Source organism: Streptomyces bugieae (assembly GCF_036352915.1).
Lineage (GTDB): Bacteria > Actinomycetota > Actinomycetes > Streptomycetales > Streptomycetaceae > Streptomyces > Streptomyces endophytica.
On record NZ_JAZBJP010000010.1, the window covers coordinates 151,809 to 174,970 of the forward strand.

A 23,162-nucleotide genomic window follows, 5' to 3' on the forward strand; every position below is an offset into this window, starting at 1 on the left:
GCCCGATCCTAACGAGCCGTTCCTACGGGACGGCGGCGCGGCGGCTCAGCCCCTGAAGCCCGCCTTCTCCTCCAGGTAGGCCAGCGCGCCGACCCCGTCCGCCGCGAAGAACACCAGGTCGGTGAGGGGAAGCGGCAGGAAACCCTCGTCCTCCATGCGCCGGAACTGCTGGTGCAAGCCGTCGTAGAAACCGGCGGTGTTCAGCAGCACGACGGGCTTGCTGTGCAGCCCGTGCTTGCGCAGCTCCAGGATCTCGGTGGCCTCGTCGAGGGTGCCCGTGCCGCCGACCATGATGACGATGGCGTCGGCGCGGGCCAGCATCTCCGCCTTGCGTTCGGCGAGGTCCTTGGTGACGACCATCTCGTCGGCGCCCGCGCGCGCCTTGTGCGCCAGGAACTCCACGGAGATCCCGATCAGCTTCCCGCCGGCCTCCTGCACCCCGTCGGCCATGACCTTCATCAGCCCGGTGTCCGAACCGCCCCACACCAGCGCGTGCCCGCCCTTGCCGATCAGTTCGGCGAACCGGCGGGCCGGGGTGACGTAGCGGTCGTCGAGGTCGGCGGCGGAGCAGAAGACGCAGATGTTCATGCCGGCCACCTTACGAGCCGGGGGCGGCGGGGCGGCCGCCGCACCGGCGCCCGCCCCGCCGCCCGCGGTCAGATCAGGCCCTGGTCGAGCATCGCGTCCGCGACCCGCTCGAAACCCGCGATGTTGGCGCCCGCGACGTAGTCGCCGGGCCGCCCGAACCGTTCGGCGGTCTCGTAGCAGGTGCGGTGGATGCCGCGCATGATCGCCGCCAGCTCGCCCTCGGCCCGCTCGAAGGACCAGGTGTCCCGCGCGGAGTTCTGCCGCATCTCCAGCGCGCTGGTCGCCACGCCGCCCGCGTTGGCGGCCTTGCCGGGGCCGAAGGCCACCCCGGCCTCCTTGAAGAGCGCCACCGCGTCCGGAGTGGTCGGCATGTTCGCGCCCTCGGACACCGCCTTGACGCCGTTGCGGACCAGGATCCGGGCCGCCTCGGCGTCCAGCTCGTTCTGGGTCGCCGAGGGCAGCGCGACGTCGCAGGCGACGTCCCACACCCGGCCGCCGGGCACGTACCGGGCGGACACCCCGCGCCGCTCGGCGTACGCGCTGATCCGGCCGCGCTCGACCTCCTTGATCTGCCGCAGCAGCGCCAGGTCGATGCCCTTCTCGTCGACGATGTAGCCGCCGGAGTCCGAGGCGGTCACCACGTTGGCGCCCAGCGCCTGCGCCTTCTCGATGGTGTACACCGCGACGTTGCCGGAACCGGACACCACGACCTGCTGGCCGTCCAGCTCCTCCCCGCGCTGCTTGAGCATCTCCTGGGTGAACAGCACGTTGCCGTAACCGGTGGCCTCCGTACGGGCCTTGGAGCCGCCCCAGGACAGGCCCTTGCCGGTGAGCACCCCGGCCTCCCAGCGGTTGGTGATCCGCCGGTACTGGCCGAAGAGGTAACCGATCTCCCGGCCGCCGACGCCGATGTCACCGGCCGGTACGTCGGTGTGCTCGCCGAGGTGGCGGTGCAGTTCGGTCATGAACGACTGGCAGAACCGCATCACCTCGGCGTCCGACCTCCCGTGCGGGTCGAAGTCGCTGCCGCCCTTGCCACCGCCGATGTTCAGGCCGGTCAGGGCGTTCTTGAAGATCTGCTCGAAGCCGAGGAACTTCACGATCCCGAGGTTCACCGACGCGTGGAAGCGCAGCCCGCCCTTGTAGGGGCCGAGGGCGCTGTTGAACTCCACCCGGAAGCCGCGGTTGACGTGGACCGTGCCGGCGTCGTCCTGCCAGGGCACCCGGAACATGATCTGCCGCTCGGGCTCGCAGATCCGCTCCAGGATCTTCGCCTCGGCGAATTCCGGCCGGGCGTCCAGTACGGGCGCCAGCGTCTCCAGCACCTCCAGGGCCGCCTGGTGGAACTCGGCCTCACCCGGGTTCCGCCGCACCAGCTCGGCGTACAGGGATGCCGGCCCGGCCTGCGCGCCGGACCTGACCCCAGACTGAACAGTCGACATATGGACTTCCGTTCCGTTCGTGGCCGCGAAGGCCCCACCTCTGACGCCCCGTGCTGGCCGACCCTACTCGGCGCGCACGACGTCCCGGGGCGGTCACCGCCCGGTCCGGGCCGTGATGTCACGCACGCCACACCGCGCACGCTTCCCGGACCGGTCCCACGGCCACCCCCAGGGGGCGGCCGCCGGTTGACACCACCGCCCCGGCCACCTCGGCGGACGGGTCAGGTGCTCGCCAGACCGTCGAGGAAGCCCCGGACGTTGCGGCGGGTCTCGGCCACGCTGTCGCCCCCGAATTTCTCCACTATTGCGTCGGCGAGGACGAGGGCGACCATGGCCTCGGCGACGATCCCGGCGGCCGGCACCGCGCAGACGTCGGAGCGCTGGTGGTGGGCCCGGGCCGCCTCGCCGGTGCGCAGGTCCACCGTCGCCAGCGCCCGCGGCACGGTCGCGATCGGCTTCATCGCCGCCCGCACCCGCAGCAGTTCACCAGTGGTCAGGCCGCCCTCGGTACCGCCGGCACGGCCGGAGACGCGCCGGATGCCCTCGGGCGTGTTGACGATCTCGTCGTGCGCCGTTGAGCCCGGCACCCGCGCCAGGTCGAAGCCGTCACCGACCTCCACGCCCTTGATCGCCTGGATACCCATGAGCGCGGCGGCGAGCCGGGCGTCCAGACGGCGGTCCCAGTGGACGTGCGAGCCCAGGCCCACCGGCACCCCGTAGGCCAGCACCTCGACCACACCGCCCAGGGTGTCGCCGTCCTTGTGGGCCTGGTCGATCTCCGCGACCATCGCCTTCGAGGCGTCCGCGTCCAGGCAGCGCACCGGGTCCGCGTCCAGCTTCCCGGCGTCGGAGGGCTTGGGGTGGACGCCGTGGGGCGCCATGGCCGCCGCCAGCTCGACGACGTGCGAGACGATCTCGATCCCGGCGGTCTCCGTCAGGAAGGAACGCGCCACCGCGCCCAGCGCCACCCGGGCCGCGGTCTCCCGGGCCGAGGCGCGCTCCAGGATCGGGCGGGCCTCGTCGAAGCCGTACTTCTGCATGCCGGCCAGGTCGGCGTGACCGGGGCGGGGACGGGTCAGCGGGGCGTTGCGGGCCAGGGACGCGAGCTCCGCCTCGTCCACCGGGTCGGCCGCCATCACCCGCTCCCACTTGGGCCACTCGGTGTTGCCGACCATGATCGCCACCGGCGAGCCCAGCGAGCGGCCGTGCCACACGCCGCCCAGGAACGTGACCTCGTCCCGCTCGAAGGCCATGCGCGCGCCGCGGCCGTAGCCCAGCCGGCGGCGCGCCAGGGCGTCCGCCACGACGTCGGTGGTGATCGGGACGCCGGCCGGAAGGCCCTCCAGCGTCGCCACCAGCGCGGGGCCGTGCGACTCCCCCGCCGTCAGCCAGCGCAGCCTGCTCAACGGTCCGCTCCGGCGCCGAAGTCCCGTTCGCCGTGCAGCCATTGGACGGTGTCGTACAGGTCGTCCACGGTCATCGCGGCGAGCATGGCGTTGCGCTCGCGGGCCGCCTCGCCGGCCGGGTGGTAGAGCTGCCGGCCCATCTCCCGGGCCACCAGCTGGGTCCTGGCGGTGCGTTCGTGCCGGACCGCGTGGTACTTCTCCAGGCGCTGGACGACGTCGGCGGCCGGGCCGTCGAGGAGTGCGCCGAGCACCACCGCGTCCTCCAGGGCCTGGCAGGCGCCCTGGGCGGCGTACTGGAGCATCGGGTGCGCGGCGTCGCCGAGGAGGGCCACCCGGCCGTCGGTCCAGCGGTCGGCCGGGTCGCGGTCGCACAGCACCCAGGCCTTCCAGTTCTCGCCCAGCTCCAGCAGCCGGCGGGCGGTGGTGCCGAGGTCCGGGAATTCGGCGAGCACCCGGTCGCGGTCGGCGGGCACACCGGCCACCGCCTCGGTCGCGCCGTCGTCGCGGGTCGCGGCGAGGTTGAGGAACTCACCGCCGCCGACGGGATAGTGGACGAAGTGCCACTTGGGTCCGGCCCACAGCGTGACGGTGTTCCAGCGCAGGTCCTCGGGGACCCTGGCCATGGGGATGACGGAGCGGTAGATGGTGTGGCCGGAGACCCGGGGGTCGCCGTCGCCGAGGAGCTGGCCGCGGACGGTGGAGCGGATGCCGTCGGCGCCGATGAGCGCGTCCCCGGTGAGCCGTTCGCCGCCGGCGAGCACGGCGGTGACCGAGCCGGCGTCCTGCTCGTAGCGGACGACCGGGCTGTCGGTGCGCAGTTCGATGCCCTCGGTGGCCCGGCAGGCGGCCAGCAGCGGCTCGTACAGGCAGGTGCGGTGGACCACGGCGTAGGGGTTGCGGAAGCGGGTGCGGTAGGCGCCGGTGAGCGGCATCGACTGGACCTGGCGGTCGGTGGTGCCGTCCATGAAGCGCAACTCGTCGATGAAGACGGCCCGTTCGCGGACCGCGTCGCCGACGCCGAGCCGGTCCAGGGCGTGGAAGGCGTTGGGGCCGAGCTGGATGCCGGCGCCGAGTTCGGTGAAGGAGTCCCGGCGTTCCAGGACGGTCACCCGGTGTCCGTGCCGGGCGGTGGCCAGTGCCGCCGCGAGGCCGCCCACGCCGCCGCCGGCGATGAGTATCTTCGCCATGTCATGCCTTTCGTTGCGTAGTTGTGCGCGCGTTGCAGAGCCGCGGCGGTGGTCACACGGCGGGTGCGTGCGCCGCGTGCGCCGGGAAGCAGCGCCGCAGTGCGGTGTGGAAGCCGGGGAAGGTCTTGCTGACGCAGCCGGGGTCGTCGAGCGTGATGCCGGGGGCGCGCAGGGCCAGCACGGAGAAGGCCATGGCGATCCGGTGGTCGCGGTGGCAGGCGACGGTGGCCGGGCGCGGGGTGCCGGGGTGCACGGTGATCCGGTCCGGGCCGGTCTCGACGGTGATGCCGAGCGCCCGGAGGTTGCCGGCGACCGCGTCGATGCGGTCGGACTCCTTGAGCCGGGCGTGGCCGATGCCGTGCAGGGTGAGCGGGGCGTCGGCGAGCGGGGCGATCGCGGCCAGCGTCATGAACGTGTCGGAGATGTCGCCCATGTCGAGGGCGAAGCCGCCGCGCAGCGGGCCGGTGCCGGTGACCGTGGTGGCGTGCTCGCCGATCTCGACCGCCGCGCCGGTGCGGCGCAGCGCCGTGACGAACCGCAGGTCGCCCTGGAGGCTGTGCCGGCCGAGGCCGGGGACGGTGATCCGGCTGCCGGTGACGGCGGCCGCCGCGAAGAAGTACGAGGCGGTGGAGGCGTCCGGTTCGATGTGCAGGCCGGTGGCGCGGTAGCGGCCGGGGCGTACGGTCAGCGCGCCGTCCGGGCCGGTCTCGGCGGGGACGCCGAAGTGCCGCATCAGGGCCAGCGTCAGGTCGAGGTAGGGGCGGCTGACCAGCCCGGCCGTGCGCAGCGTCAGCGGGGTGCGCAGCAGCGGCGCGGCGAGCAGCAGGCCGCTGAGGTACTGGCTGCTGAGCGAGCCGTCCAGGGTCAGTTCGCCGCCGTCCAGGCCGGCGGCGTCCACGGTCAGCGGGAGGCCGCCGCCGGGCGCGGTGGTGATCCGGGCGCCGAGCGCGCGCAGTGCGTCGGTCAGCGGGCGCAGCGGGCGGGCCCGCAGCCGGTCGCTGCCGTCGAAGGCGTAACTGCCGGTGCCGGTGGCGGCGAACGGCGGCAGGAAGCGGGCGGCGGTGCCGGCGTCGGCGCACCGGACGCGGTGGCCGCCGGCCGGGCCGCGGCCGGTGCCGGTGACCTCCCAGGCAGCGTCGCCGGGCCCGGCCGTGATCGTGGTGCCGAGGCCGGTCAGCGCGTCGCGGAAGGCCACCGTGTCGTCGCTGACCAGCGGGGCGTGCAGGGTGGAGCGGCCGTCGGCGGCCGCGGCCAGCAGCAGGGCCCGGTTGGTGATGCTCTTGGAGCCGGGGACGGTGACCTTCATCGGGTGTGCTCCCGGTGGCGGTCGCGGACCCGGGCGAGCGAGGCGCGGGCGGCCGCGGCGACCCGGGTGGCGGTCAGTCCGTACTGCTCGTACAGCGCCTGGTAGGGCGCCGACGCACCGAACCGGTCCAGGCCCAGGGCGGCTCCGGCGTCGCCGACCAGGGCGTGCCAGCCGAGGACCGAGCCGGCCTCGACGGAGATCCGGGCCGGGACGTCCGGCGGCAGCACCTGGTCGCGGTACTCCTGGCTCTGCGCGCGGAACCACTCCAGGCAGGGCAGGGAGACCACACGGGCGGCGATTCCCTCGTCGTGCAGCAGGCGCTGGGCCTCCAGGGCGATGTGCACCTCGCTGCCGGTGCCGAGGAGGACGACGTCCGGGGTGGTGGGGGTGCCCTCGGGGCTGCGGGCCTCGGCGAGGACGTAGCCGCCCCGGGCCACGCCGTCGGCCGGGGCCAGGCCGGTGCCGGGCGAGCGGTCGAGGACGGGCAGGTTCTGCCGGGTCAGGCAGAGGCCGGCGGGCCGGTCGGTGTGCGTGAGGACGGTACGCCAGGCGATCGCGGTCTCGTTGGCGTCGGCGGGGCGGACGACGTCGAGGCCGGGGATGCCGCGCAGCGACCAGAGGTGTTCCACGGGCTGGTGGGTGGGCCCGTCCTCGCCGAGCCCGATGGAGTCGTGGGTCCAGACGTAGGTGACGGGCAGCCGCATCATGGCGGCGAGCCGGACGGCGGGGCGCATGTAGTCGGAGAACACCAGGAAGGTGCCGCCGTAGGGGCGGGTGCCGCCGTGCAGGGCGATGCCGTTGAGGACCGCGCCCATGGCGTGTTCGCGGATGCCGAAGTGCAGGGTGCGGCCGTAGCGGTGGCCGGGGAACGCGTCGGTGGCGAACTCCTCGGGCACGAAGGAGGGTTGGCCGGGCATGGTGGTGTTGTTGGACTCGGCGAGGTCGGCCGAGCCGCCCCACAGCTCCGGCAGGGTGTCGGCGAGCGCGGCGAGCACCGCGCCGGACGCCTTGCGGGTGGCCATCTCCTGACCGGGGGCGAACTCCGGGAGCGCCGCCCGCCAGTCGTCGGGCAGGGTGCGGGCGGCGATCCGGTCGTGAGCGGCGGCCCGCCGGGGGAATGCGGACCGCCAGTCCTGGTGGCGCCGTTCCCACTCCGCGCGCAGGGCCCGGCCGCGGACGCCGGCCTGGCGGGTCCGTTCGAGCACCTCGGCGGGGACGTGGAAGGAGCGCGCGGGGTCGAGCCCCATGGCGGCCTTGGTGGCGGCCGCCTCGTCGGCGCCGAGCGCGGCGCCGTGGATTTTGCCGGTGTTCTGCTTGCCCGGTGAGGGCCAGCCGATGAGGGTGCGCAGCGCGACGAGCGAGGGGCGGCCGGTCTCCGCGCGGGCGGCGACGAGCGCCCGGTGGAGGGCGGGCACGTCCTCGTAGTAGCCGTCGCCGCTGGTCCAGTCGACGTGCTGGACGTGCCAGCCGTAGGCGGCGAACCGGGCGAGGGCGTCCTCGGACTGGGCGATGCGGGTGTCGTCCTCGATGGAGATGCGGTTGTCGTCGTAGAGGACGACGAGGTTGCCGAGGCGCTGGTGGCCGGCGAGCGAGCCGGCCTCGTGGCTGAGGCCCTCGGCGAGGTCACCGTCGGAGACGAACGCCCAGATGGTGTGGTCGAAGGGGCTGGTGCCCTCGGGGGCGTCGGGGTCGAACAGGCCGCGTTCGCGGCGGGCGGCCATGGCCATGCCGACGGCGTTGCCCAGGCCCTGGCCGAGCGGGCCGGTGGTGGTCTCCACGCCCGGGGTGTGACCGAATTCGGGGTGGGCGGGGGTCAGACTGCCGGCGGTGCGCAGGGACTTGAGGTCGTCCAGCGTCAGCCCGTAGCCGGAGAGGTAGAGCTGGATGTAGAGGGTGAGGCTGGCGTGGCCGCAGGAGAGGACGAAGCGGTCCCGGCCGGCCCACCGCGGGTCGGCGGGGTCGTGCCGCAGCAGCCGCTGGAAGAGCAGGTGGGCGGCCGGGGCCAGGCTCATGGCGGTGCCGGGGTGGCCGTGGCCGGCGCGTTCGACGGCGTCGACGGCGAGCGCGCGGGCGGTGTCCACGGCGCGGCGGTCGAGGGCGGTCCACTCCAGGGGGGCGGTGGTGCCGGCGGGCGCGGGGGCGGGGGCGGTGGGTGCGGTGGTCATCAGGCGGCTCGCTTCCGGTCGAGGACGAGGTCGTGGCCGACGACGTACGAGGACTCGTCCGAGCAGAGCCAGACCACGGAGTCGGCGATCTCGTCGGCGGTGGCGTGGCCGGGGCCGGCCGGGCGGGGCCCGGCGGCGGGTCCGTCGACCGGGCCGGGGCTGATGGCGTTGATGCGGATGCCCTCGGAGATGTACTCGCCGGCGGCCGCGCGGGTCAGGGTGGTCAGGGCGGCCTTGGAGGCGGCGTAGGCGCCGAGGCCGGGGCGGAGGCCGTTGCTGAGGAGGTTGCAGGCGGTGTTGACGATGACCCCGCCGCGGTGCTCCTTCATGTAGGCGATCTCGTGCTTCATGGACGTCCACACGCCGGTGAGGTTGTGGGCGAGCAGTTCGGTCCAGACGGTCTCGCAGGTCTCGGCGACCGGGCGGGCCGGGCCGGTGACGGTGACGTTGTTGAAGGCGATGTCGAGTCCGCCGCAGCGCTCCACCGCGACCGCGACCATCCGCTCGGCGGCCTCGGGGCCGCCGCGGGTCACATCGGCCACCACCCGCTCGGCGCGGCCGCCGGCCCGGCGGATGGTGGCGACGGTGGCGTCCAGGGTCCGGGCGTCCGGTCCGGCGACCACGACGGTCGCGCCCTGGCGGGCGAAGGCGAGCGCGCCGGCCCGGCCGATGGCGTCGTCGCCACCGGCGACGAGCGCGACCTTGCCGTCGAATCGTGCGGGCATTGTGCTTCTCCTGTTTCCGCTGGGCCGGCGGCAGCCGGCGGGATGCCGTGGCATGAACTCTGGTTGCCGGCCGCCTTTTCGGACAACGGTGGCAACGGCACTCCGTCAAAAGCCCGGTACTCCGTCAGATGCCGCGGGTGGCCGGGCCGGAAAGGCCGCGGCGCGCAGCCCGGAAGGGTTTCTTCCGGCCCGGCGCCGCGGCGGTTTTCCGGGATCGCTGATATTCCGTGGGTGCTGGATTCGGGGCGTTCCGGTTTCCGGCGGTACCCGGCCGGTCACCGTGCGAAGGCGAGTCCCAGCCCGGTCAGGTCGGGGATGGTGTGCTCCCCCTCGGTGGCCGCCTCGACGTGGAAGCGGTGCACCACGGTGGGTGGGTAGCCGATGAGTTCGGCGGCCCGGGTGGGCAGCGGCCGGCTCGCGGCCGCCTCCGATTCCCACAGGAAGACCGCGCCCCAGCCGCCGCCCCCGGCGTCCGAGATCCAGAATTTCATCCGGAGCCCGGGCCACCGGGAAAAGCGTTCGACCGCCTCGTCCCGCAGGAATTCCCTCAGCGTTCGCGGGGTCTGGTCGGATTCCGCGAGGTCCCACCAGGCGATGACCGCTTTCACCGGGCGATCGCCTCCTTCTGCGCCAGGATTTCGGCGAGCAGTCCGCTGACGATGCGGACGCCGTCCTCGGTCAGCACGGATTCCGAATGGAACTGCATCGACGCGAATCCGGGTCCGCGCAGCGCGTGCACCTCGCCGGATTCCGGGTCCCGGCTGATCTCGACCACCCCGGCCGGGGTCTCCGCCTTGTCCTCGGTGCTGTGCGCGGCGAAGGTGTTGTAGAACCCGACCCGCACCCGGTCGCCGAAGAGGTCGACGGTCCGCTGGACGCCCTGGTTGGGGACCGCGCGGCGGACCAGGTCGAGGCCGAGCAGGGTGCTGAGCACCTGGTGGCTGAGGCAGACCGCGAGGAACGGCCGCCGCTCGTCGAGGAGTTGGCTGATCGCGGTCCGCAGGTGGGCGATCTTGGGGTGGCCGGTCTCCCGCGGATCGCCCGGGCCGGGCCCCATCACCACCAGGTCGTACCCGTCGAAGGAGTACGGCTCGTCGAAGCGGCGTACGGTCACCGTGAGGCCCATGGAGCGCAGCTGGTGGTCGATCATCGAGGTGAAGGTGTCCTCGGCGTCGACGACCAGCACCCGCCGGCCGCTGAGCCCGGCGACGGCCCGGCCGGTCCGGTCCTCCTCGGCGGCGAGCCAGAACCCGGCGATGGTGGCGTTGCGTTCGGCCAGCGCCGCCTGCACGGTGGCGTGTCCGCCGAACCGCCCGCGTCCCGGTTCCGCCAGTGCGGACAGCAGCCCGGCGGCCTTGGCGCGGGTCTCGGCGACCTCGGAGAGCGGGTCGGAGTGGCGTACGAGGGTGGCGCCGACGCCGATCCGGACCCGGCCGCGCGGGTCGAGCTCCGCGGTCCGGATGAGGATCGCCGAGTCGAGCGTGCGGCCGCCGGCCGCGTCCCGTCCGATCAGGGCGGCGACGCCGCTGTAGTAGCCGCGGCCGGCCGGCTCGTAGCGGGCCACCACCCGGGCCGCGCTCTCCAGGGGGCTGCCGGTGACGGTGGGCGCGAACAGCGTCTCGTGCAGGATCTCCCGCACGTCGCGGGTGGTGTGGCCCTCGATGAAGTACTCGGTGTGCGCGAGCCGGGCCATCTCCCGCAGGTACGGCCCGACGACCCGGCCGCCGGACTCGCAGATGCGGGCCATCATCTTCAGCTCTTCGTCGACGACCATGTACAGCTCGTCGGCCTCCTTGCGGTCGGCGAGGAAGTCCATGACCTCGGGCAGGGTGGGCCCGGCGGGCGGGTAGCGGTAGGTGCCGCTGATCGGGTTCATCACGGCCTTGCCGCCGTGCACGCTGATGTGCCGCTCCGGCGAGGCGCCGACGAACGTCCGCCCGCCGGTGTGCACCAGGAACGTCCAGTACGCCCCGGCCTCGCGCTCCAGCAGCCGCCGGAAGAAGGTCAGCGCGCTGTGCGGCCCGTAGTCGGTGATGTCGGTGACGAAGGACCGCTTGATGACGAAGTTGGCGCCCTCGCCGGTGCCGATCTCCTCGGCGATGATCCGGCGCACGGTGGCCGCGTAGGCGTCGTCGTCGACGTCGAACGCCCCGTCGGACAGCGTGATCGGGACGTCGGGGATGCGGGCCAGCGCCTCGGCGACCGGCACCGTGTCCTGTTCCTCGACGGTGAGGGTGATCAGTGGTGCGCCGTCGTCGGGGGCGTCGAAGCCGCGCTCGGCGAGCTGGCGGTAGGGGATGAGGGCGAGCACCTCGTGCCGGGCGCCGGCGTCGTCCCGGCCGCCGGCCGCGGGCCCGTCCGGCAGCGGGATGCCGGCGAGGGTGTCCACGGTGGACGCGGTGCCGCGGATCACCTCCAGCAGGCCGCGGCCGGTCGCCTCGGGGCGGTGCAGCAGCGCGAACGCCGGTGGTGGCGAGGCCAGTACGCGTGCCAGCAGGTCGTCGGTCATCGGTGCCCCCCGTCGAGGTGGGTGAGGAGTTCCTTGGTGGTGGCGACGGCGGCGCAGCGCCGGGCCGCGTAGTCCAGGGCCATCCGGTGGTCGGCGGCCGAGAAGTCGGCGACCGCGTCGGCGGCGAGGAACGGCTGGATGTCGTGGGTGAACGCCTCGACGGCGCTCATCAGGACTCCGACGTGCGCGTACACCCCGCAGATCAGGAGCTGGTCGCGACCCGTCTCCCGGATCCGGGCGAGCAGGTCGGACTGGTGGAAGGCGCTGTAGCGCCACTTGGTGAACACCCAGTCGCCGGGCCGGGGTTCGAGCGGGGCGACCACGGTGCGGTCCTCGGGCCCGGGGGTCATGCCCGGGCCCCAGAAGTCCTTGAGCAGGCCGCGCTGTTCCTCGGTCATCCCGCCGGGCTGGGCGGTGTAGGCGACCGGTATGCCCAGTTCGGCGGCGCGGTCGCGGAGCAGCGCGGCGTTGCTCACCAGCGCGTCGCGTACGGTCGCGGGCAGCGGCCGCAGGAAGTAGCGCTGCATGTCGTGGACGAGCAGCACGGCCCGGTCCGGGTCGGCGGTCCAGTCGACGGTGTTGCCGGGCAGGTCGCCCGGGCCGGGCATCGGGTAGGGCTCGATCGGGGGGATCCCCGCCATGGTTCCTCCAGGGGCTCTGGGGCCCACGGTCAGACGCCGAGCGTGGCGCCGCCGTCGACCGTGAGGTCGTGCATGGTGATGTGGGCGGCCTGGTCGGAGAGCAGGAAGGCCACCGCGTCCGCCACGTCCTCGGGGCGGGCGATCTTGCCCAGCGGGATGCCGACCCGGTAGGCGTCGGGGTGGCCGTCGATGGTGCCGCGCGGCCCGGACTCGTCGTGCCACATCGAGCTGAGCATCGGGGTCTCGGTGGAGCCGGGGGCGACCAGGTTGCAGCGGATGCCCTCCTTGGCCACCTCCAGCCCCAGGCACTTGGTGAACATGGTGGCGGCGGCCTTGGAGGCGGCGTAGGCGGCCATCTCCACCCGCGCGGTGCCGGCCGCGTTGGACGCGACGGTGACCAGGGCGCCGCCGCCACCGCGGCCGATCATGCGGTTGACCACGGCGCGGGAGACGAAGAAGACGCCGGTGGTGTTGACCGCGAAGGTGACCGCCCAGTCCTCGTCGGTGAGCGCGCGGGCCTCCGAGAGCCGCAGCACACCGGCGGCGTTGACGAGGAAGTCCAGCGGGCCGAGGGTGTATTCGACGCGGTCCACCACCGCCTCGACCTCGGCGCTGGAGGTGACGTCCGCGGGGAACGCCGCCGCCTGAAGGCCGTCGGCCCGGAGCTTGTCGACCACGTCGGCCAGCCGCTCCGCGTCGCGGTCGACGGCGGCCACCGCCGCGCCGCGCTCGCCGAGGGACCGTACGACCGCCGCGCCTATCCCGCCGGCCGCCCCCGTGACGAGGGCGACCTTGCCTTCCATACCTGACATGTTCTCGCTACCTCCATTGCGTGCTGCGACGCGAAATTCCGGGGCCGGTCAGCCACGCCAGGCAGCGGCCACCGCGACCGCCTGGGACGGATTGAGCCGGGGGTCGCAAAGCGTCGTGTACTTCTCCCCTATTCCGGGGAACCCGTCCGCCCCGACACCGCATTCGGTGACCTGGTCCGGGGTGGTTTCCAGATGCAGTCCGCCGTCCACTCCGCCCGCTTCGGACACCGCGCTCTGGAATTCCGTCACCTCGCGGATGACGGTTTCCACGCAGCGGGTCTTCAGCCCGACCGGGCCGGTGACGGTATTGCCGTGCATCGGGTCGGTCAGCCAGATCACCGGGTGTCCGGCCGCGCGTACCGCGCGGACCAGCCCGGGCAGTTCGGCGCGGACCGCGTCGGCGCCCATCCGGGCGATCAGGGTGAGCCGGCCCGGCTCGCGGTGCGGGTCGAGGCGCTCGCACAGCTGACGGATCCCGTCCGGCGTCATGCTCGGGCCGACCTTGCAGGCCACCGGGTTCTCGACGGCGGCGAGCAGTGCGACGTGGGCGCCGTCCACCTGGCGGGTGCGCTCACCGATCCACGGCCAGTGCGCCGAGGTCAGCAGCAGTCCGCCGTCCTCCTGCGCGCGGACCATGGCCAGTTCGTAGTCGAGCAGCAGCGCCTCGTGGCTGGTCCACACCGGTGCCTCGACGCCGCGCCGGCGGGCCGCGCCGGTCCAGCCGAGCTGCTCGGTGACCTGCCGGGCGGCGCTCAGCCCGGAGAGCATCCGGCCCGGGTCCGGGCGGCGCAGCTCCGGGTCGGGCTCGGGGCTGTTGACCATGTGGCCGCGGTAGACGGGCAGTTCGACGCCGCCGACGACCTCGGTGGGCCGGGAGCGGGGCTTGCCGTACTGCCCGGCGATCCGGCCGACCCGGATGACCGGCTTGTCGGTGTTGAGCTTCATGGTGCCGGCGAGCATGTCCAGCAGCGCGGTCTTGCGCGCGACGTCGCCGGGGGTGCTCTCGGCCGGGTCCTCGGCACAGTCGCCGGTCTGTATCACCTGGAGTTCACCGGCCGCGGCCCGGGCGAGCAGCCCGCGCAGTTCGCGCACGTCCGCGGCGCGCACCAGCGGTTCGGCCCGCGCGAGTTCCTCGCGCACGGTCTCCAGCGCTCCGGTGTCCGGCCAATCCGGCTGTTGTTCCGCCGGCAACGAATGCAGGCGTTCCAGACTACGCACTTCATTCCTCCCGATTAATCAGCGGCAGCAGATAGCCACGCACCGGGAAGTCTGTGGCGCGTAATAGTCGAACACCAATGCAGATTCCGGGACTCAGTCAAGTGAGTCCTGCCGCACAGCGTCCGTTTCCGGTCCGGGTAATGACAAAGTGTCGGCCAGTTGACAAAGTAATACGCCGCAAATTGACGCTCATTCAGCGGCCTCGCCATCGTTGACCGGGAAATCACCGCACGTTCTTCTCACCCGACGAAGGATGCGAGATGACATTGGCAACGACAGCGCACGGCCGCCCGCCCGGCGGGCAGTCGCCGGTCGGCGTGCTGGGCACCGGCTCGTATCTCCCGGGCCATGTGGTCGGCAACGACGAGGCCGGCGAGCCCGCGGGCGTGGACGACGCCTGGATCGTGCGCAAGACCGGTATCCGCGCCCGGCGCTGGGCCAAGCCCGACGAGGCGACCAGCGACCTGGCCGCGGCGGCCGGCCGGGCCGCGCTCAAGAACGCCGGCATCAGCGCCCGCGATCTGTCGCTGGTCGTCGTGGCGACCTCCACCCCCGACACCCCCCAGCCGCCGACCGCCGCCGTCGTCGCCGATCTGATCGGGGCGACCCCGGCCACCGCCGCCTTCGACCTCAACGCCGTGTGCAGCGGTTTCGTCTTCGCGCTGTCCGTGGTGCAGCGCACCCTGCTGGCCTCCGGCGGCCATGCGCTGGTGATCGGCGCGGACGTCTACTCGCGGATCCTGGACCGCACCGACCGCCGGACGACGGTGCTGTTCGGCGACGGGGCGGGCGCCGCGGTGCTGGGACCCACCGACGCCGGCCGCGGCGTGCTCGCCACCCACCTCGCCACCTTCCCCGCCTACCGGGACCTGATCGAGGTGGCCGCCGGCGGCAGCCGCCGCCCGGCCTCGGAGGAGACCCTCGCCGACGGCTCCCACTACTTCCGGATGAACGGGCGTGCGGTGCGCGAGTTCGTCGCCGAGCACGTCCCGCCGGCCGTGCACGAGATGCTGCGCCGGGCCGGCGTCCGGCCGGACGAGATCGACCACCTCGTACCCCACCAGGCCAACGCGATCATGCTCGACGAGCTGACGGACGCCCTCGGGCTGCCCAACGCCCGCCTGCACACGACCGTGGCCGACTACGGCAACACCGGTGCCGCCTCCGTCCCCGTCACCCTCGACGCCGCCGTCGCCTCCGGCGCGGTACGCCCCGGCGACCTGGCGCTGCTGGCCGGCTTCGGCGGCGGCATGGCGGCGGGGCTGGCCCTGGTCCGCTGCTGATCGCTGCCGATCCGCCCGACCCGGCCGGTCACCCCGGACCGCCGGCCGCCCCACCCCTCCCTTCGCGATCCCGAGGAGCCCCGTCATGCTGACCCCCGAGGCGGTCGACGCCTATCTGCACCGCATGGGCACCAAGCGGCCCGAGCGCCCGACCGTCGCCGCCCTGCGCGAACTGCACGAGCGGCACGTCCTCTCCATCCCCTTCGAGAACATCGACTTCAACCTCCGGCTGCCCATCAACATGGGCGCGGACGCCCTACCCAAGATCACCGAACAGCGGCGCGGCGGCGGCTGCTACGAGCTCAACGGCGCGTTCTCCGAGGTCCTGCGCGCCCTCGGCTACGACGTCACCGTCATGGCCGGCCGCGTCCTGGAGGACGGCGAACTCGGCCCGCTCATGGGCCACTTGATACTCAGGGTGATCGCCGAGGACTCCCCCGAGCCGTGGCTGGTCGACGTCGGCTACGGCCGCGGCTTCCGCCACCCGCTCCGCCTCGACTCCCGTGCGCCGCAGGAGGACCCGCAGGGCACCTTCGAGCTCCGCGAGGCCGCCGACGGCGACCTCGACGTCTACCGCAACGGCTCCCACCAGTACCGGTTCGAGACCCGCTCGCGCACGGTGGACGACTTCCGGCCCACCCTGTGGTGGTTCCGCAGCGCCGACGACTCCCCGTTCCTCACCCAGCTGTTCTGCACCCGCCCCACGTCGCGGGGCCGGGTCACCCTCAGCGGCCGCAAGCTCGTCCAGGTCGTCGACGGCACCCGCACCAAGGAGGAACTCGCCGACGACGAGGCGGTGTTCGCCGCCTACCGCACGCACTTCGGCTTCGACCTCGACGCCCTGCCCACCCCGCCGGTCCCCGCCGGCTGACCGCCCCCCGCTCTCCTTCCTCACGGGCCCCGCCCAGAGAGAGAACCCTGATGTTCCTGAAGTTCTTCGCCCTCACCATGTCGCTCTTCGTCATCGGCACCGGCGAGCTGCTGCCCGGCGGGGTGATCGAAGACCTCTCCGCCGGGCTGGGCGTGTCCATCCCGACCGCGGGTCTGGTCATCACGGCCTATGCCGCGACGGTGGTCTTCGGTGGCCCCCTGGTCACCGGCCTGACCACCCGGATGTCCCGCCGCAGCCTGCTGCTCGCCCTGATGGTCACCGCCACGGTCGGCAACGTGATCGCGGCCTTCGCCCCGAACTACGCCGTGCTGGTGGTCGGCCGGATCGTCGCCGCCCTCTCGCACGGCACGTTCGCGGCCGCGAGCTTCGTCGTCGCGGCCAGCCTGGTGCCGCCGGAGAAGGCCGGTTCGGCCGTCTCCAAGGTGCTGCTCGGCTTCAACCTCGCCTCGGTCCTCGGCGTCCCGCTGGGCACCCTGATCGGCCAGCAGTTCGGCTGGCAGGCCCCGTTCCGTACGACCGCGGCGCTGTCCCTGGTCTGCGTCGTGCTGCTCGCGGTGCTCATCCCCGGCGGCGCGGAGGGCACCCCCACCTCCGTCCGCGACGAACTGCGGGTCTTCACCAAGAAGGAGATCCGCATCGGCATCCTGACCACCGCGCTGGCCACCGGCGGCTTCTTCACCGTGGTGACGTACATGGTGCCGCTGGCCACCCAGGTCGGCGGATTCCCGGCGGCCTCCGTCCCGGTGATGCTGGTCGTCTACGGCATCGGCTCGATCCTCGGCAACTGGATCGGCGGCCGGCTGGCCGACCGGGCGCTGCTGCCGACGCTCGCCGGCACCCTCGCCGCGCTCACGGTGACCAGCGCGCTGTTCTGGGTCGTCGCCCCCGTGACGGCCCTCGCCTGGGCGTTCTTCTTCCTCTTCGCCGTCGCCACCTTCGCGATCCTGCCGGCCCTCCAGGGCCGCGTCCTGAGCGCCGCCGCCGAGGCGCCCACGCTGGCGGTCACGGTGAACGTCTCCGCCCTCCAGGTCGGCGCCACGCTGGGCTCCTGGTACGGCGGCCGGGTCATCGACACCTTCGACGTCCGCGCCGTCACCCTCGCCTGCGCCGTCCTGGTCCTCCTGGCCACGGCCCTGGGCACCCGCAGCTGGCTCCGGTCCCGCACCCCGGCACCGGCCGCGGCCGCGGCACCGACCCCGGCTCCCAACGAGCCGGTGGAGGCGGGCACGGCGTAGGGACGAACGCCGGGCCCGTCACGACGCAGGCCCCGCGGACAGCGGTCCGCGGGGCCTGCGTCTCCGTTCCGTCCGTTACGCGCGCTCGGCCCCCTCCGGCCAGACGACATCCACGGGCAGCCCGAGCGCCCGCGCCTGCTCCACGGTGTCCGCGGTGCCGCCCCCCTTGCCGCTGGGCGGCGTACCGTCCCACACCGCCACCAGCCGCTCGGCCCGCTTCAGCAACTCCGCGTTGGCCGCCTCGTACGCCTGCCGGTCGGCCACGTCGTACGGCATGGTCACCACCTCCGCGGCCGCCGCCAGCCGATCGAACGCGGCCGCGTGATCGGCCGTGACCTTCGCCTCCCGATAGTCCAGCGAAGGAACGACGGCCACCAGCCGCCCCCCGGCCTCGACGACCGCCTCGGCGAACACCGTGTCGGCCCCCCGCGCAAGACAGGAAACCCCGACCAGCTCCCCACGAGCGTGCTCCCGCAGCAGCCCCCGGATGGCTTCCCGCACTTGCGGCACGGTGCCCTCGCTGAGGTCCATGTGCCCGGTGACGGCGATGGTGGTCATGTGCTCAACTCCCCTTTCCGCACACGGGAGATGAATGCGGCCCAGGCGGCCGTCCCGAACATCAGCGACGGACCGTCCGGGGTCTTGCTGTCCCGGACAGGGACGCCACCCTGAGCCCTGGCATACCCCGGCGACCACTCCAGACAGTCACCGCCGTCTTGGCTGCTGTAGCTGGACTTGACCCATGGGTGTCGCCCGGGCAGGGTCACGATGCCTCCATTAGCTCGCGGATCAGGTCGGCGGACGCGTCACGGGAGAGCGCTGACGCCCTGAGCACATCGTAGGCCCGCGACAACTGCCGTACTGTGGCCGCTTCTTCGATGATGGCTCCCGACCTGATGCCCTCCGTGTAGAGGACAGTTCCGCCGTCCGGCATCGTCAGTATCGACAGGGAGCCATCCATCAGGCCATGCGTCTCGGCGCTGAAGGGAAGGACCTGCAGGACCGTGGTCGGCTGACTGCCGTCCAGCAGCAAAGCGGCGAGCTGATTGCGCATGATCTCCGGACCTCCGACGTTGCGACGGAGCACCGACTCGCAGATGACGACGGAGAAGTCCGGTGGGGAACTGCCGCGCAGGATGTCCTGGCGTGCCAGCCGGGCCCCCACCTTGTGCACCAGCTCTCGTTCGCCGGCACGGGGATCACCGGCTCTGAACAGCGCCCGCGCATAGGCTCCCGTCTGCAGCAATCCGGGGACCACCGTCGGCGACCAGGCTGAAATCGCTACAGCTCTCGGCTCCAGCACCATCCGCCGCCGTGAGTGGGCCGGGAACGATCCCGCGGCGATCTGCTCGTAGAGCCGCTTGAACAGGCCGTCCGTCGAGAAGACCTGGTCCAGCAGCGGTGGCAGATCCGGCGGGATCGGGCCCTCGCAGATCTCCACCCGGCTGATCGTGGACTTGGACACCCGGACCATGCGGGCCAACTCCGTCTGGTTCAGGCGCCGTTCCGGAAACAGATCACGGGCACTGCGGCACTCCTCCGCGAAGCGCTGCCGGGGGTCTTGCTCGTCATCCACGAGTCCCCCTGACCGCGGGCCTGGTCATGGCCCGCTCATCGGCCTTCACACAGCTCACTAACGCGCACATATCCCTCCCTGACCAACACCCAGGTTGGGCGCTGAAATCCCTTCCACGGTACCCACCTTCACCCCATCCTGGTGACCGAACGGCAACACAGAGTGAGGATTCGGATGGCGGAGTACACAGTCCCCACCCCCGTGGCCCCGGCAGGGCCCGAGCTCGAACCCGTACCCGTGGCGGCCTGCGATGTGTGCCGGGCGCTCGCGCAGGAACGGGAGAAGGCCCGTGCGGACGGGCACCGCCTGGCCGTCCGGAGCTGCAACGCGGTCATCGCCGGGCATCCGCACGGAAGGGCGGACCGTACGTGACCGCGCCGCAGACCGGACCGGCCGCCGGCTGTGCCACCTGCGCCGAGCTGCTCCGCGCGGCGGCAGCGGCGGAACGGGCGGGCGACTTCTCCAAGGCGGTCGACTGCCGCGTACTGCTCCGGCGTCATCGGCCGCAACACGGCGGCGAGCCGTCGAGCGCCTCAGGGAGGCGGTCGTGAACACCCGCAGCGCGCCGGGGCGCGCCCCGTTGTATTCGGCCGCGTTCAGCGAGGTTGGAAGAATGCGAGCATTTTCCGGGCGGCGTCCGGTGACGTCAGCAATGCGTGTATGTCCGCGGACATCCGGGCGGCGGCACCGGTGCGCTCGAACATCTCGCGTTCGTATTCTTTGACGGCGGCGGGAAAGTCGTCCGGGTGCGCGGCCAGCGCGAGACCGAGCAGGGCCCCGTCGAGCAGCGCCATATTGGCGCCCTCTCCCACCGGCGGCATCAGGTGCGCGGCGTCGCCGAGCAGTGTGACGTCCGGCGCCGACGGCCAGGTCAGGCCGACCGGCAGAGTGGTGATCGACCGCGGTACGACCGTGTCGTCACAGGCGGCGATCAGCGCGGTGAACCGTGCGTCCCAGCCGGGGAGCAGTTCGATCAGCCGCGCCCGGGCGGCGGCCGGGTCGTCGAACGGGATCCCGCTGGTGGCGAACCAGTCCTCGGCGGTGTGGTGGAAGCTGATGCCGATGCGGACGCGGCCGTCGCCGTTGCGCTGCGCCGCCAGGGATATCCCGTCGCCGAGCACCCAGTAGGTCCCGCGCCCGACCATCGCCGCGAGGTCGGGGTGCGTGCGGTCGATGTCGGGGATGCCGACCTCGACGACGTTCTGGCCGATGTGCGCCGGACGGGCGTCGGTGAGCAGCGGGCGGACCCGGGAGTTCGCGCCGTCCGCGCCGACCAGCAGGTCATACGTGGCACTGCCGCCGTCGGCGAAGTGCAGCCGGCCGTCGCCGGCGGAGGTGAACGCGTGCCCCCAGCGCACCACGCCTTCGGGCAGGGAATCCAGCAGCAGGTCGCGCAGATCGGCGCGGTCGACCTCGGGTCGGTCGAGCGGGGCATCGTCGGGCGTGTCCTCCTGGAGCAGCAGGGTGCCGTCCGGCTCCAGGAGGCGCATGTCCTGGCCTTCACCACGGGCGATCGCGTGGAACTGGTCGATCAGGCCGGCCTCGCGCAGCGCCCGCTGGCCGGAGTGGATGTCGAGCATGCCGCCCTGGCCGCGCGCGCCGCGTGACGATTCACGTTCGTACACGACGGAATCCATGCCGTTCACGTGCAGCACACGGGCGAGAGCCAGGCCGCCGAGGCCGGCTCCGACGATGGCGATGGTCATGGTCGCCTCCCCTTCGATACACCGTATTGACCGATACACTGTATCGGTCAATACAATGTATGGTGAGCGGCATGTTGGTGTGGGAGAGGCCGGAGCCACCGAATCGCCCCGTGCCGGCCCCGCTGAACCGGGAGCGGATCGTGCGAGCCGCGATCCAGTTGGCCGACGCGGACGGCCTGGAGGCGGTGTCGCTGCGCAAGGTCGCCACCGTGCTGGGCGTCGGGCCGATGCGGCTGTACAACTACATCGCCGGCAAGGAGGAGTTGCTCGACCTGATGGTCGACGCGGTGCACGCCGAGATCCGGCCGGTCGGAGACGACTGGCGGGAGGTGCTGCGGTCTCTCGCCGAAACCACCCGGCAGGCCGCTCACGAGCACGAATGGCTCGCCGATCTGCTCGGTGGGCGACCGCAGCTCGGGCCGCACGCGCTGGCCAGGGGGGAGGCCGTGGTGGCCGCGCTGGGCGGCGTCGAGGTGGACGACGTCATGCCGGTGGTCACCGCGGTCGACGCGTACGTGATCGGCGCGGTGCGTCGGGAGATCGCCGAGCGGCGTGCCGAGCGGGCCACCGGCATGGACGAGAAGCGTTGGCAGGCCTCACTCGGGCCCTATCTGGAGCGGACCTTCGCCACCGGCCGCTTCCCCGCGCTGGCCACGGTGGTGCGCGATGCCGCCCACCTGGACGCCGACCACACCTTCCGGATCGGCCTCGACTTCCTGCTCGACGGCATCGAGGCCCGCATCTCCAGGTGACGCGCGGCCGAAGGGCCGGAGCCCGAAGGGGGAGGGAACGCCGTGGCGTCCCCTCCCCCGCAACGGATGCGTCAGGCCGTCGCCGGCACCTCGCGCCGCAGCCGCAGCCGGACCGTCAACAGCGTGCCCGCCACCGCGAGTCCGGCGGCCACCCACAGGGCCGTGGCGTAGCCGGAGGTGAGGGCGGCGGCGCCGGTGGGGGACGCCAGGGACGCGGTGTGCTCGGCGGCGACCGCGGTGAGCACCGCGGCGCCGATCGCGTTGCCGGCCGCCATCGTCGTCTGCACCCAGCCCGACGCGCTGCCCGCGACGTCCTCGGTGAGGCCGCCGGTGCACACCACGTACAGGGACGGCAGGGCCGCGCCGAGCGCCGCGCACCACACCATGGAGGGCAGGACGAACGCGGTCAGGAGCGGGGCGTGGGCGTCCAGGGCCAGTGCCCACCAGGCGGCCGCGGCGGCCTGCACCAGCAGGGTCACCAGCAGGGTGGTGACCGCGCCGATCCGGGTGATCAGCCGGCCGGACAGCTGGGAGGCGACCAGCGCGGCGACGTTCGGCGGGACGAGCAGGGCCGCGGCCGGTACGGGGCCGAGGCCGCGCGCCTGCTGGAGGTAGAGGCTGGCCACGGTGAAGCCGCCGAGCAGGATCGCGCCGGCGAGCAGGTTGGCGGCGTTGCCCAGGACGACGTTCGGCATCCGGAACAGCACGCGCGGGACGAGGGGGGTGCGGGCGGTGCGCTGGCGTAGCGCGAACGCGGCGAACAGGACGACGGCGCCGCCGAGTTCGAGGAGGGTGGTGGGCGCCAGCCAGCCCTGGGCGCCGCCGCGGACCGCCGCGTAGATGACCAGGGTCAGGCCGCCGGTGCAGGCCAGCGCGCCGGTCAGGTCGATGCCGCCGGTGGCGGTGGGGCGGCCCTTGGGGAGCTTGCGCAGCGCCAGGAGGAGGACGATCGCGCCGACCGGGATGTTGATCAGGAAGGCGAGCTGCCAGGCGACGGCGGAGAAGAGACCGCCGAGCAGCACACCGGCCGCGCCGCCGACGCCGTTCATGCCGCCCCACAGCACCATGGCCCGGTTGCGTACCGGGCCCTCCTCGAAGAGGTCGGTGACCAGTGCGAACGCCGCCGGTGAGACCAGCGCGGCGCCCAGGCCCTGGGCGACCCGGGCGGCGATCAGCTGCCAGGAGTCGGCGGACAGTGCGCAGGCGAGCGAGGCGACGGTGAAGAGCACCAGTCCGGCGCAGAACAGCCGGCGGCGTCCGAAGCTGTCCGCGGCCTTGCCGCCGACCAGCAGGAAGCCGCCGTACGCCAGCATGTAGGCGTCCAGCACCCAGGCGATGGAGGACGGCGAGAAGTCCAGGTCGCGCTGGATGGACGGAATGGCCGAGACGACCATGCTGCCGTCCAGGATGACCATGAACTGGATGACGGCGAGCAGGAAGAAGACCGCCCAGGGGGGCCGGGCGGCGGGTCCTTCCCGGCCGCCGGCCCCGGGACGTGCCCGGAGGTGGGTGTCGGCGATGTCGGTCATGCGGAACTCCCGGTCAGGCAGGGGACGTTGCGGAACCCGCTCGTGCGCGAGGGGTGGACTGCAGGCCAGCGTCCCGCCGGGCGGGGGCGCTCCGCATCACGTGTTCCGGGGATGTCCGGCGGGCGGAAACCGGCCAGTGTCGGGGTGCCGGTCCGGCCCCGTGGCCGGACCGGACCATCCAAGTCGGGCC

General features: G+C 73.1%; 22 protein-coding genes. 5 read left to right on the forward strand and 17 right to left on the reverse strand.

All coding sequences use genetic code 11. The features are described 5' to 3' along the window. Nucleotides 1-45: 45 nt before the first annotated feature. The 12 genes from V2J85_RS18995 to V2J85_RS19050 all read right to left on the reverse strand — a co-directional run bounded on the left by V2J85_RS18995 (nt 46) and on the right by V2J85_RS19050 (nt 13,999). The gene (locus V2J85_RS18995) at nt 46-588 is read right to left on the reverse strand and encodes an LOG family protein (RefSeq protein ID WP_261955539.1); all 543 of its coding nucleotides are present in this window, start codon (nt 586-588) and stop codon (nt 46-48) included. Nucleotides 589-656: 68 nt separating this feature from the next. Then, entirely contained in the window at nt 657-2,030 is a 1,374-nt protein-coding gene (gene gdhA / locus V2J85_RS19000; RefSeq protein ID WP_330822270.1) for an NADP-specific glutamate dehydrogenase, read from the reverse strand. A gap of 221 nt (nt 2,031-2,251) precedes the next feature. Continuing rightward, the gene (aroC, locus tag V2J85_RS19005; protein ID WP_330822271.1) at nt 2,252-3,436 is read right to left on the reverse strand and encodes a chorismate synthase; all 1,185 of its coding nucleotides are present in this window, start codon (nt 3,434-3,436) and stop codon (nt 2,252-2,254) included. After that, a complete protein-coding gene (locus V2J85_RS19010) occupies nt 3,433-4,623 on the reverse strand; it encodes a 3-hydroxybenzoate 6-monooxygenase (RefSeq protein ID WP_330822272.1) in 1,191 nt (396 codons plus the stop codon). Before V2J85_RS19010 ends, aroC begins: the two co-directional genes overlap by 4 nt. A gap of 52 nt (nt 4,624-4,675) precedes the next feature. Then, nucleotides 4,676-5,929, reverse strand: a complete 1,254-nt coding sequence (aroA, locus tag V2J85_RS19015; protein WP_330822273.1) for a 3-phosphoshikimate 1-carboxyvinyltransferase — start codon at nt 5,927-5,929, stop codon at nt 4,676-4,678. Continuing rightward, on the reverse strand, nt 5,926-8,094 hold the full coding sequence (gene tkt, locus V2J85_RS19020) for a transketolase (protein WP_330822274.1): 2,169 nt from the start codon (nt 8,092-8,094) through the stop codon (nt 5,926-5,928). Before tkt ends, aroA begins: the two co-directional genes overlap by 4 nt. Then, nucleotides 8,094-8,819, reverse strand: a complete 726-nt coding sequence (locus V2J85_RS19025; RefSeq protein WP_261955545.1) for an SDR family NAD(P)-dependent oxidoreductase — start codon at nt 8,817-8,819, stop codon at nt 8,094-8,096. The genes tkt and V2J85_RS19025 overlap by 1 nt, the downstream gene beginning before the upstream one ends. A gap of 275 nt (nt 8,820-9,094) precedes the next feature. Beyond that, nucleotides 9,095-9,427, reverse strand: a complete 333-nt coding sequence (locus tag V2J85_RS19030; RefSeq protein ID WP_261955546.1) for a YdhR family protein — start codon at nt 9,425-9,427, stop codon at nt 9,095-9,097. Beyond that, nucleotides 9,424-11,328 (reverse strand): anthranilate synthase family protein, encoded by a 1,905-nt coding sequence (locus V2J85_RS19035; RefSeq protein WP_330822275.1) that lies wholly within the window; start codon nt 11,326-11,328, stop codon nt 9,424-9,426. The genes V2J85_RS19030 and V2J85_RS19035 overlap by 4 nt, the downstream gene beginning before the upstream one ends. Then, on the reverse strand, nt 11,325-11,969 hold the full coding sequence (locus V2J85_RS19040) for an isochorismatase family protein (RefSeq protein WP_261955548.1): 645 nt from the start codon (nt 11,967-11,969) through the stop codon (nt 11,325-11,327). The genes V2J85_RS19035 and V2J85_RS19040 overlap by 4 nt, the downstream gene beginning before the upstream one ends. A 29-nt stretch (nt 11,970-11,998) precedes the next feature. Next, nucleotides 11,999-12,772: a 2,3-dihydro-2,3-dihydroxybenzoate dehydrogenase gene (locus tag V2J85_RS19045; RefSeq protein ID WP_261957418.1), complete on the reverse strand. Its 774-nt coding sequence runs from the start codon at nt 12,770-12,772 to the stop codon at nt 11,999-12,001. A gap of 57 nt (nt 12,773-12,829) precedes the next feature. After that, entirely contained in the window at nt 12,830-13,999 is a 1,170-nt protein-coding gene (locus tag V2J85_RS19050) for a 3-deoxy-7-phosphoheptulonate synthase (RefSeq protein WP_330822276.1), read from the reverse strand. A 260-nt stretch (nt 14,000-14,259) separates the two neighbouring features. Here V2J85_RS19050 and V2J85_RS19055 point away from each other — a divergent pair, with 260 nt between their 5' ends. From V2J85_RS19055 to V2J85_RS19065, 3 genes are all read left to right on the forward strand, one after another. Then, nucleotides 14,260-15,282 carry a 3-oxoacyl-ACP synthase III family protein gene (locus V2J85_RS19055; RefSeq protein ID WP_261955550.1) on the forward strand — a complete coding sequence of 341 codons (1,023 nt, stop codon included), beginning with the start codon at nt 14,260-14,262 and terminating at the stop codon, nt 15,280-15,282. A gap of 85 nt (nt 15,283-15,367) precedes the next feature. Next, nucleotides 15,368-16,153: an arylamine N-acetyltransferase family protein gene (locus V2J85_RS19060; RefSeq protein WP_261955551.1), complete on the forward strand. Its 786-nt coding sequence runs from the start codon at nt 15,368-15,370 to the stop codon at nt 16,151-16,153. Nucleotides 16,154-16,203: 50 nt separating this feature from the next. Next, nucleotides 16,204-17,409, forward strand: a complete 1,206-nt coding sequence (locus tag V2J85_RS19065) for an MFS transporter (RefSeq protein WP_330822277.1) — start codon at nt 16,204-16,206, stop codon at nt 17,407-17,409. A gap of 75 nt (nt 17,410-17,484) precedes the next feature. On the opposite strand, the gene V2J85_RS19070 is transcribed toward V2J85_RS19065, so the two are convergent. From V2J85_RS19070 to V2J85_RS19080, 3 genes are read right to left on the reverse strand one after another with little or no spacing between them, the layout of a single operon-like run. Beyond that, a complete protein-coding gene (locus V2J85_RS19070; RefSeq protein ID WP_330822278.1) occupies nt 17,485-17,967 on the reverse strand; it encodes a hypothetical protein in 483 nt (160 codons plus the stop codon). Beyond that, a complete protein-coding gene (locus V2J85_RS19075) occupies nt 17,964-18,176 on the reverse strand; it encodes a DUF397 domain-containing protein (protein ID WP_315975448.1) in 213 nt (70 codons plus the stop codon). The genes V2J85_RS19070 and V2J85_RS19075 overlap by 4 nt, the downstream gene beginning before the upstream one ends. Further along, a complete protein-coding gene (locus V2J85_RS19080; protein ID WP_261955554.1) occupies nt 18,173-18,985 on the reverse strand; it encodes a DUF5753 domain-containing protein in 813 nt (270 codons plus the stop codon). Before V2J85_RS19080 ends, V2J85_RS19075 begins: the two co-directional genes overlap by 4 nt. A gap of 174 nt (nt 18,986-19,159) precedes the next feature. On the opposite strand from V2J85_RS19080, the gene V2J85_RS19085 reads away from it, so the two are divergent. Beyond that, complete coding sequence (locus tag V2J85_RS19085; RefSeq protein WP_330822279.1) at nt 19,160-19,357, forward strand: hypothetical protein; 198 nt, start codon at nt 19,160-19,162, stop codon at nt 19,355-19,357. Between the two features lie 224 nt (nt 19,358-19,581). Here V2J85_RS19085 and V2J85_RS19090 read toward each other — a convergent pair whose 3' ends face one another. Beyond that, nucleotides 19,582-20,691: an FAD-dependent oxidoreductase gene (locus V2J85_RS19090; protein WP_330822280.1), complete on the reverse strand. Its 1,110-nt coding sequence runs from the start codon at nt 20,689-20,691 to the stop codon at nt 19,582-19,584. A 71-nt stretch (nt 20,692-20,762) separates the two neighbouring features. Between V2J85_RS19090 and V2J85_RS19095 the strand changes: the two genes are divergently transcribed. Continuing rightward, complete coding sequence (locus V2J85_RS19095) at nt 20,763-21,443, forward strand: TetR/AcrR family transcriptional regulator (protein WP_261957420.1); 681 nt, start codon at nt 20,763-20,765, stop codon at nt 21,441-21,443. A gap of 71 nt (nt 21,444-21,514) precedes the next feature. Here V2J85_RS19095 and V2J85_RS19100 read toward each other — a convergent pair whose 3' ends face one another. Continuing rightward, nucleotides 21,515-22,972 (reverse strand): MFS transporter, encoded by a 1,458-nt coding sequence (locus V2J85_RS19100; protein ID WP_261955557.1) that lies wholly within the window; start codon nt 22,970-22,972, stop codon nt 21,515-21,517. Nucleotides 22,973-23,162 lie beyond the last annotated feature (190 nt).

Bases quoted from the DNA above. Each gene is read 5' to 3' on its own strand.
- V2J85_RS19065 (WP_330822277.1), top strand. From the start codon at position 16,204: ATGTTCCTGAAGTTCTTCGCCCTCACCATGTCGCTCTTCGTCATCGGC.
- V2J85_RS19040 (WP_261955548.1), bottom strand. From the start codon at position 11,969: ATGGCGGGGATCCCCCCGATCGAGCCCTACCCGATGCCCGGCCCGGGC.
- V2J85_RS19010 (WP_330822272.1), bottom strand. From the start codon at position 4,623: ATGGCGAAGATACTCATCGCCGGCGGCGGCGTGGGCGGCCTCGCGGCG.
- tkt (WP_330822274.1), bottom strand. From the start codon at position 8,094: ATGACCACCGCACCCACCGCCCCCGCCCCCGCGCCCGCCGGCACCACC.
- V2J85_RS19060 (WP_261955551.1), top strand. From the start codon at position 15,368: ATGCTGACCCCCGAGGCGGTCGACGCCTATCTGCACCGCATGGGCACC.
- V2J85_RS19035 (WP_330822275.1), bottom strand. From the start codon at position 11,328: ATGACCGACGACCTGCTGGCACGCGTACTGGCCTCGCCACCACCGGCG.
- V2J85_RS19025 (WP_261955545.1), bottom strand. From the start codon at position 8,819: ATGCCCGCACGATTCGACGGCAAGGTCGCGCTCGTCGCCGGTGGCGAC.
- V2J85_RS18995 (WP_261955539.1), bottom strand. From the start codon at position 588: ATGAACATCTGCGTCTTCTGCTCCGCCGCCGACCTCGACGACCGCTAC.
- V2J85_RS19100 (WP_261955557.1), bottom strand. From the start codon at position 22,972: ATGACCGACATCGCCGACACCCACCTCCGGGCACGTCCCGGGGCCGGC.
- V2J85_RS19095 (WP_261957420.1), top strand. From the start codon at position 20,763: ATGTTGGTGTGGGAGAGGCCGGAGCCACCGAATCGCCCCGTGCCGGCC.
- V2J85_RS19085 (WP_330822279.1), top strand. From the start codon at position 19,160: ATGGCGGAGTACACAGTCCCCACCCCCGTGGCCCCGGCAGGGCCCGAG.
- V2J85_RS19090 (WP_330822280.1), bottom strand. From the start codon at position 20,691: ATGACCATCGCCATCGTCGGAGCCGGCCTCGGCGGCCTGGCTCTCGCC.
- V2J85_RS19070 (WP_330822278.1), bottom strand. From the start codon at position 17,967: ATGACCACCATCGCCGTCACCGGGCACATGGACCTCAGCGAGGGCACC.
- aroA (WP_330822273.1), bottom strand. From the start codon at position 5,929: ATGAAGGTCACCGTCCCCGGCTCCAAGAGCATCACCAACCGGGCCCTG.
- gdhA (WP_330822270.1), bottom strand. From the start codon at position 2,030: ATGTCGACTGTTCAGTCTGGGGTCAGGTCCGGCGCGCAGGCCGGGCCG.
- V2J85_RS19045 (WP_261957418.1), bottom strand. From the start codon at position 12,772: ATGGAAGGCAAGGTCGCCCTCGTCACGGGGGCGGCCGGCGGGATAGGC.
- V2J85_RS19055 (WP_261955550.1), top strand. From the start codon at position 14,260: ATGACATTGGCAACGACAGCGCACGGCCGCCCGCCCGGCGGGCAGTCG.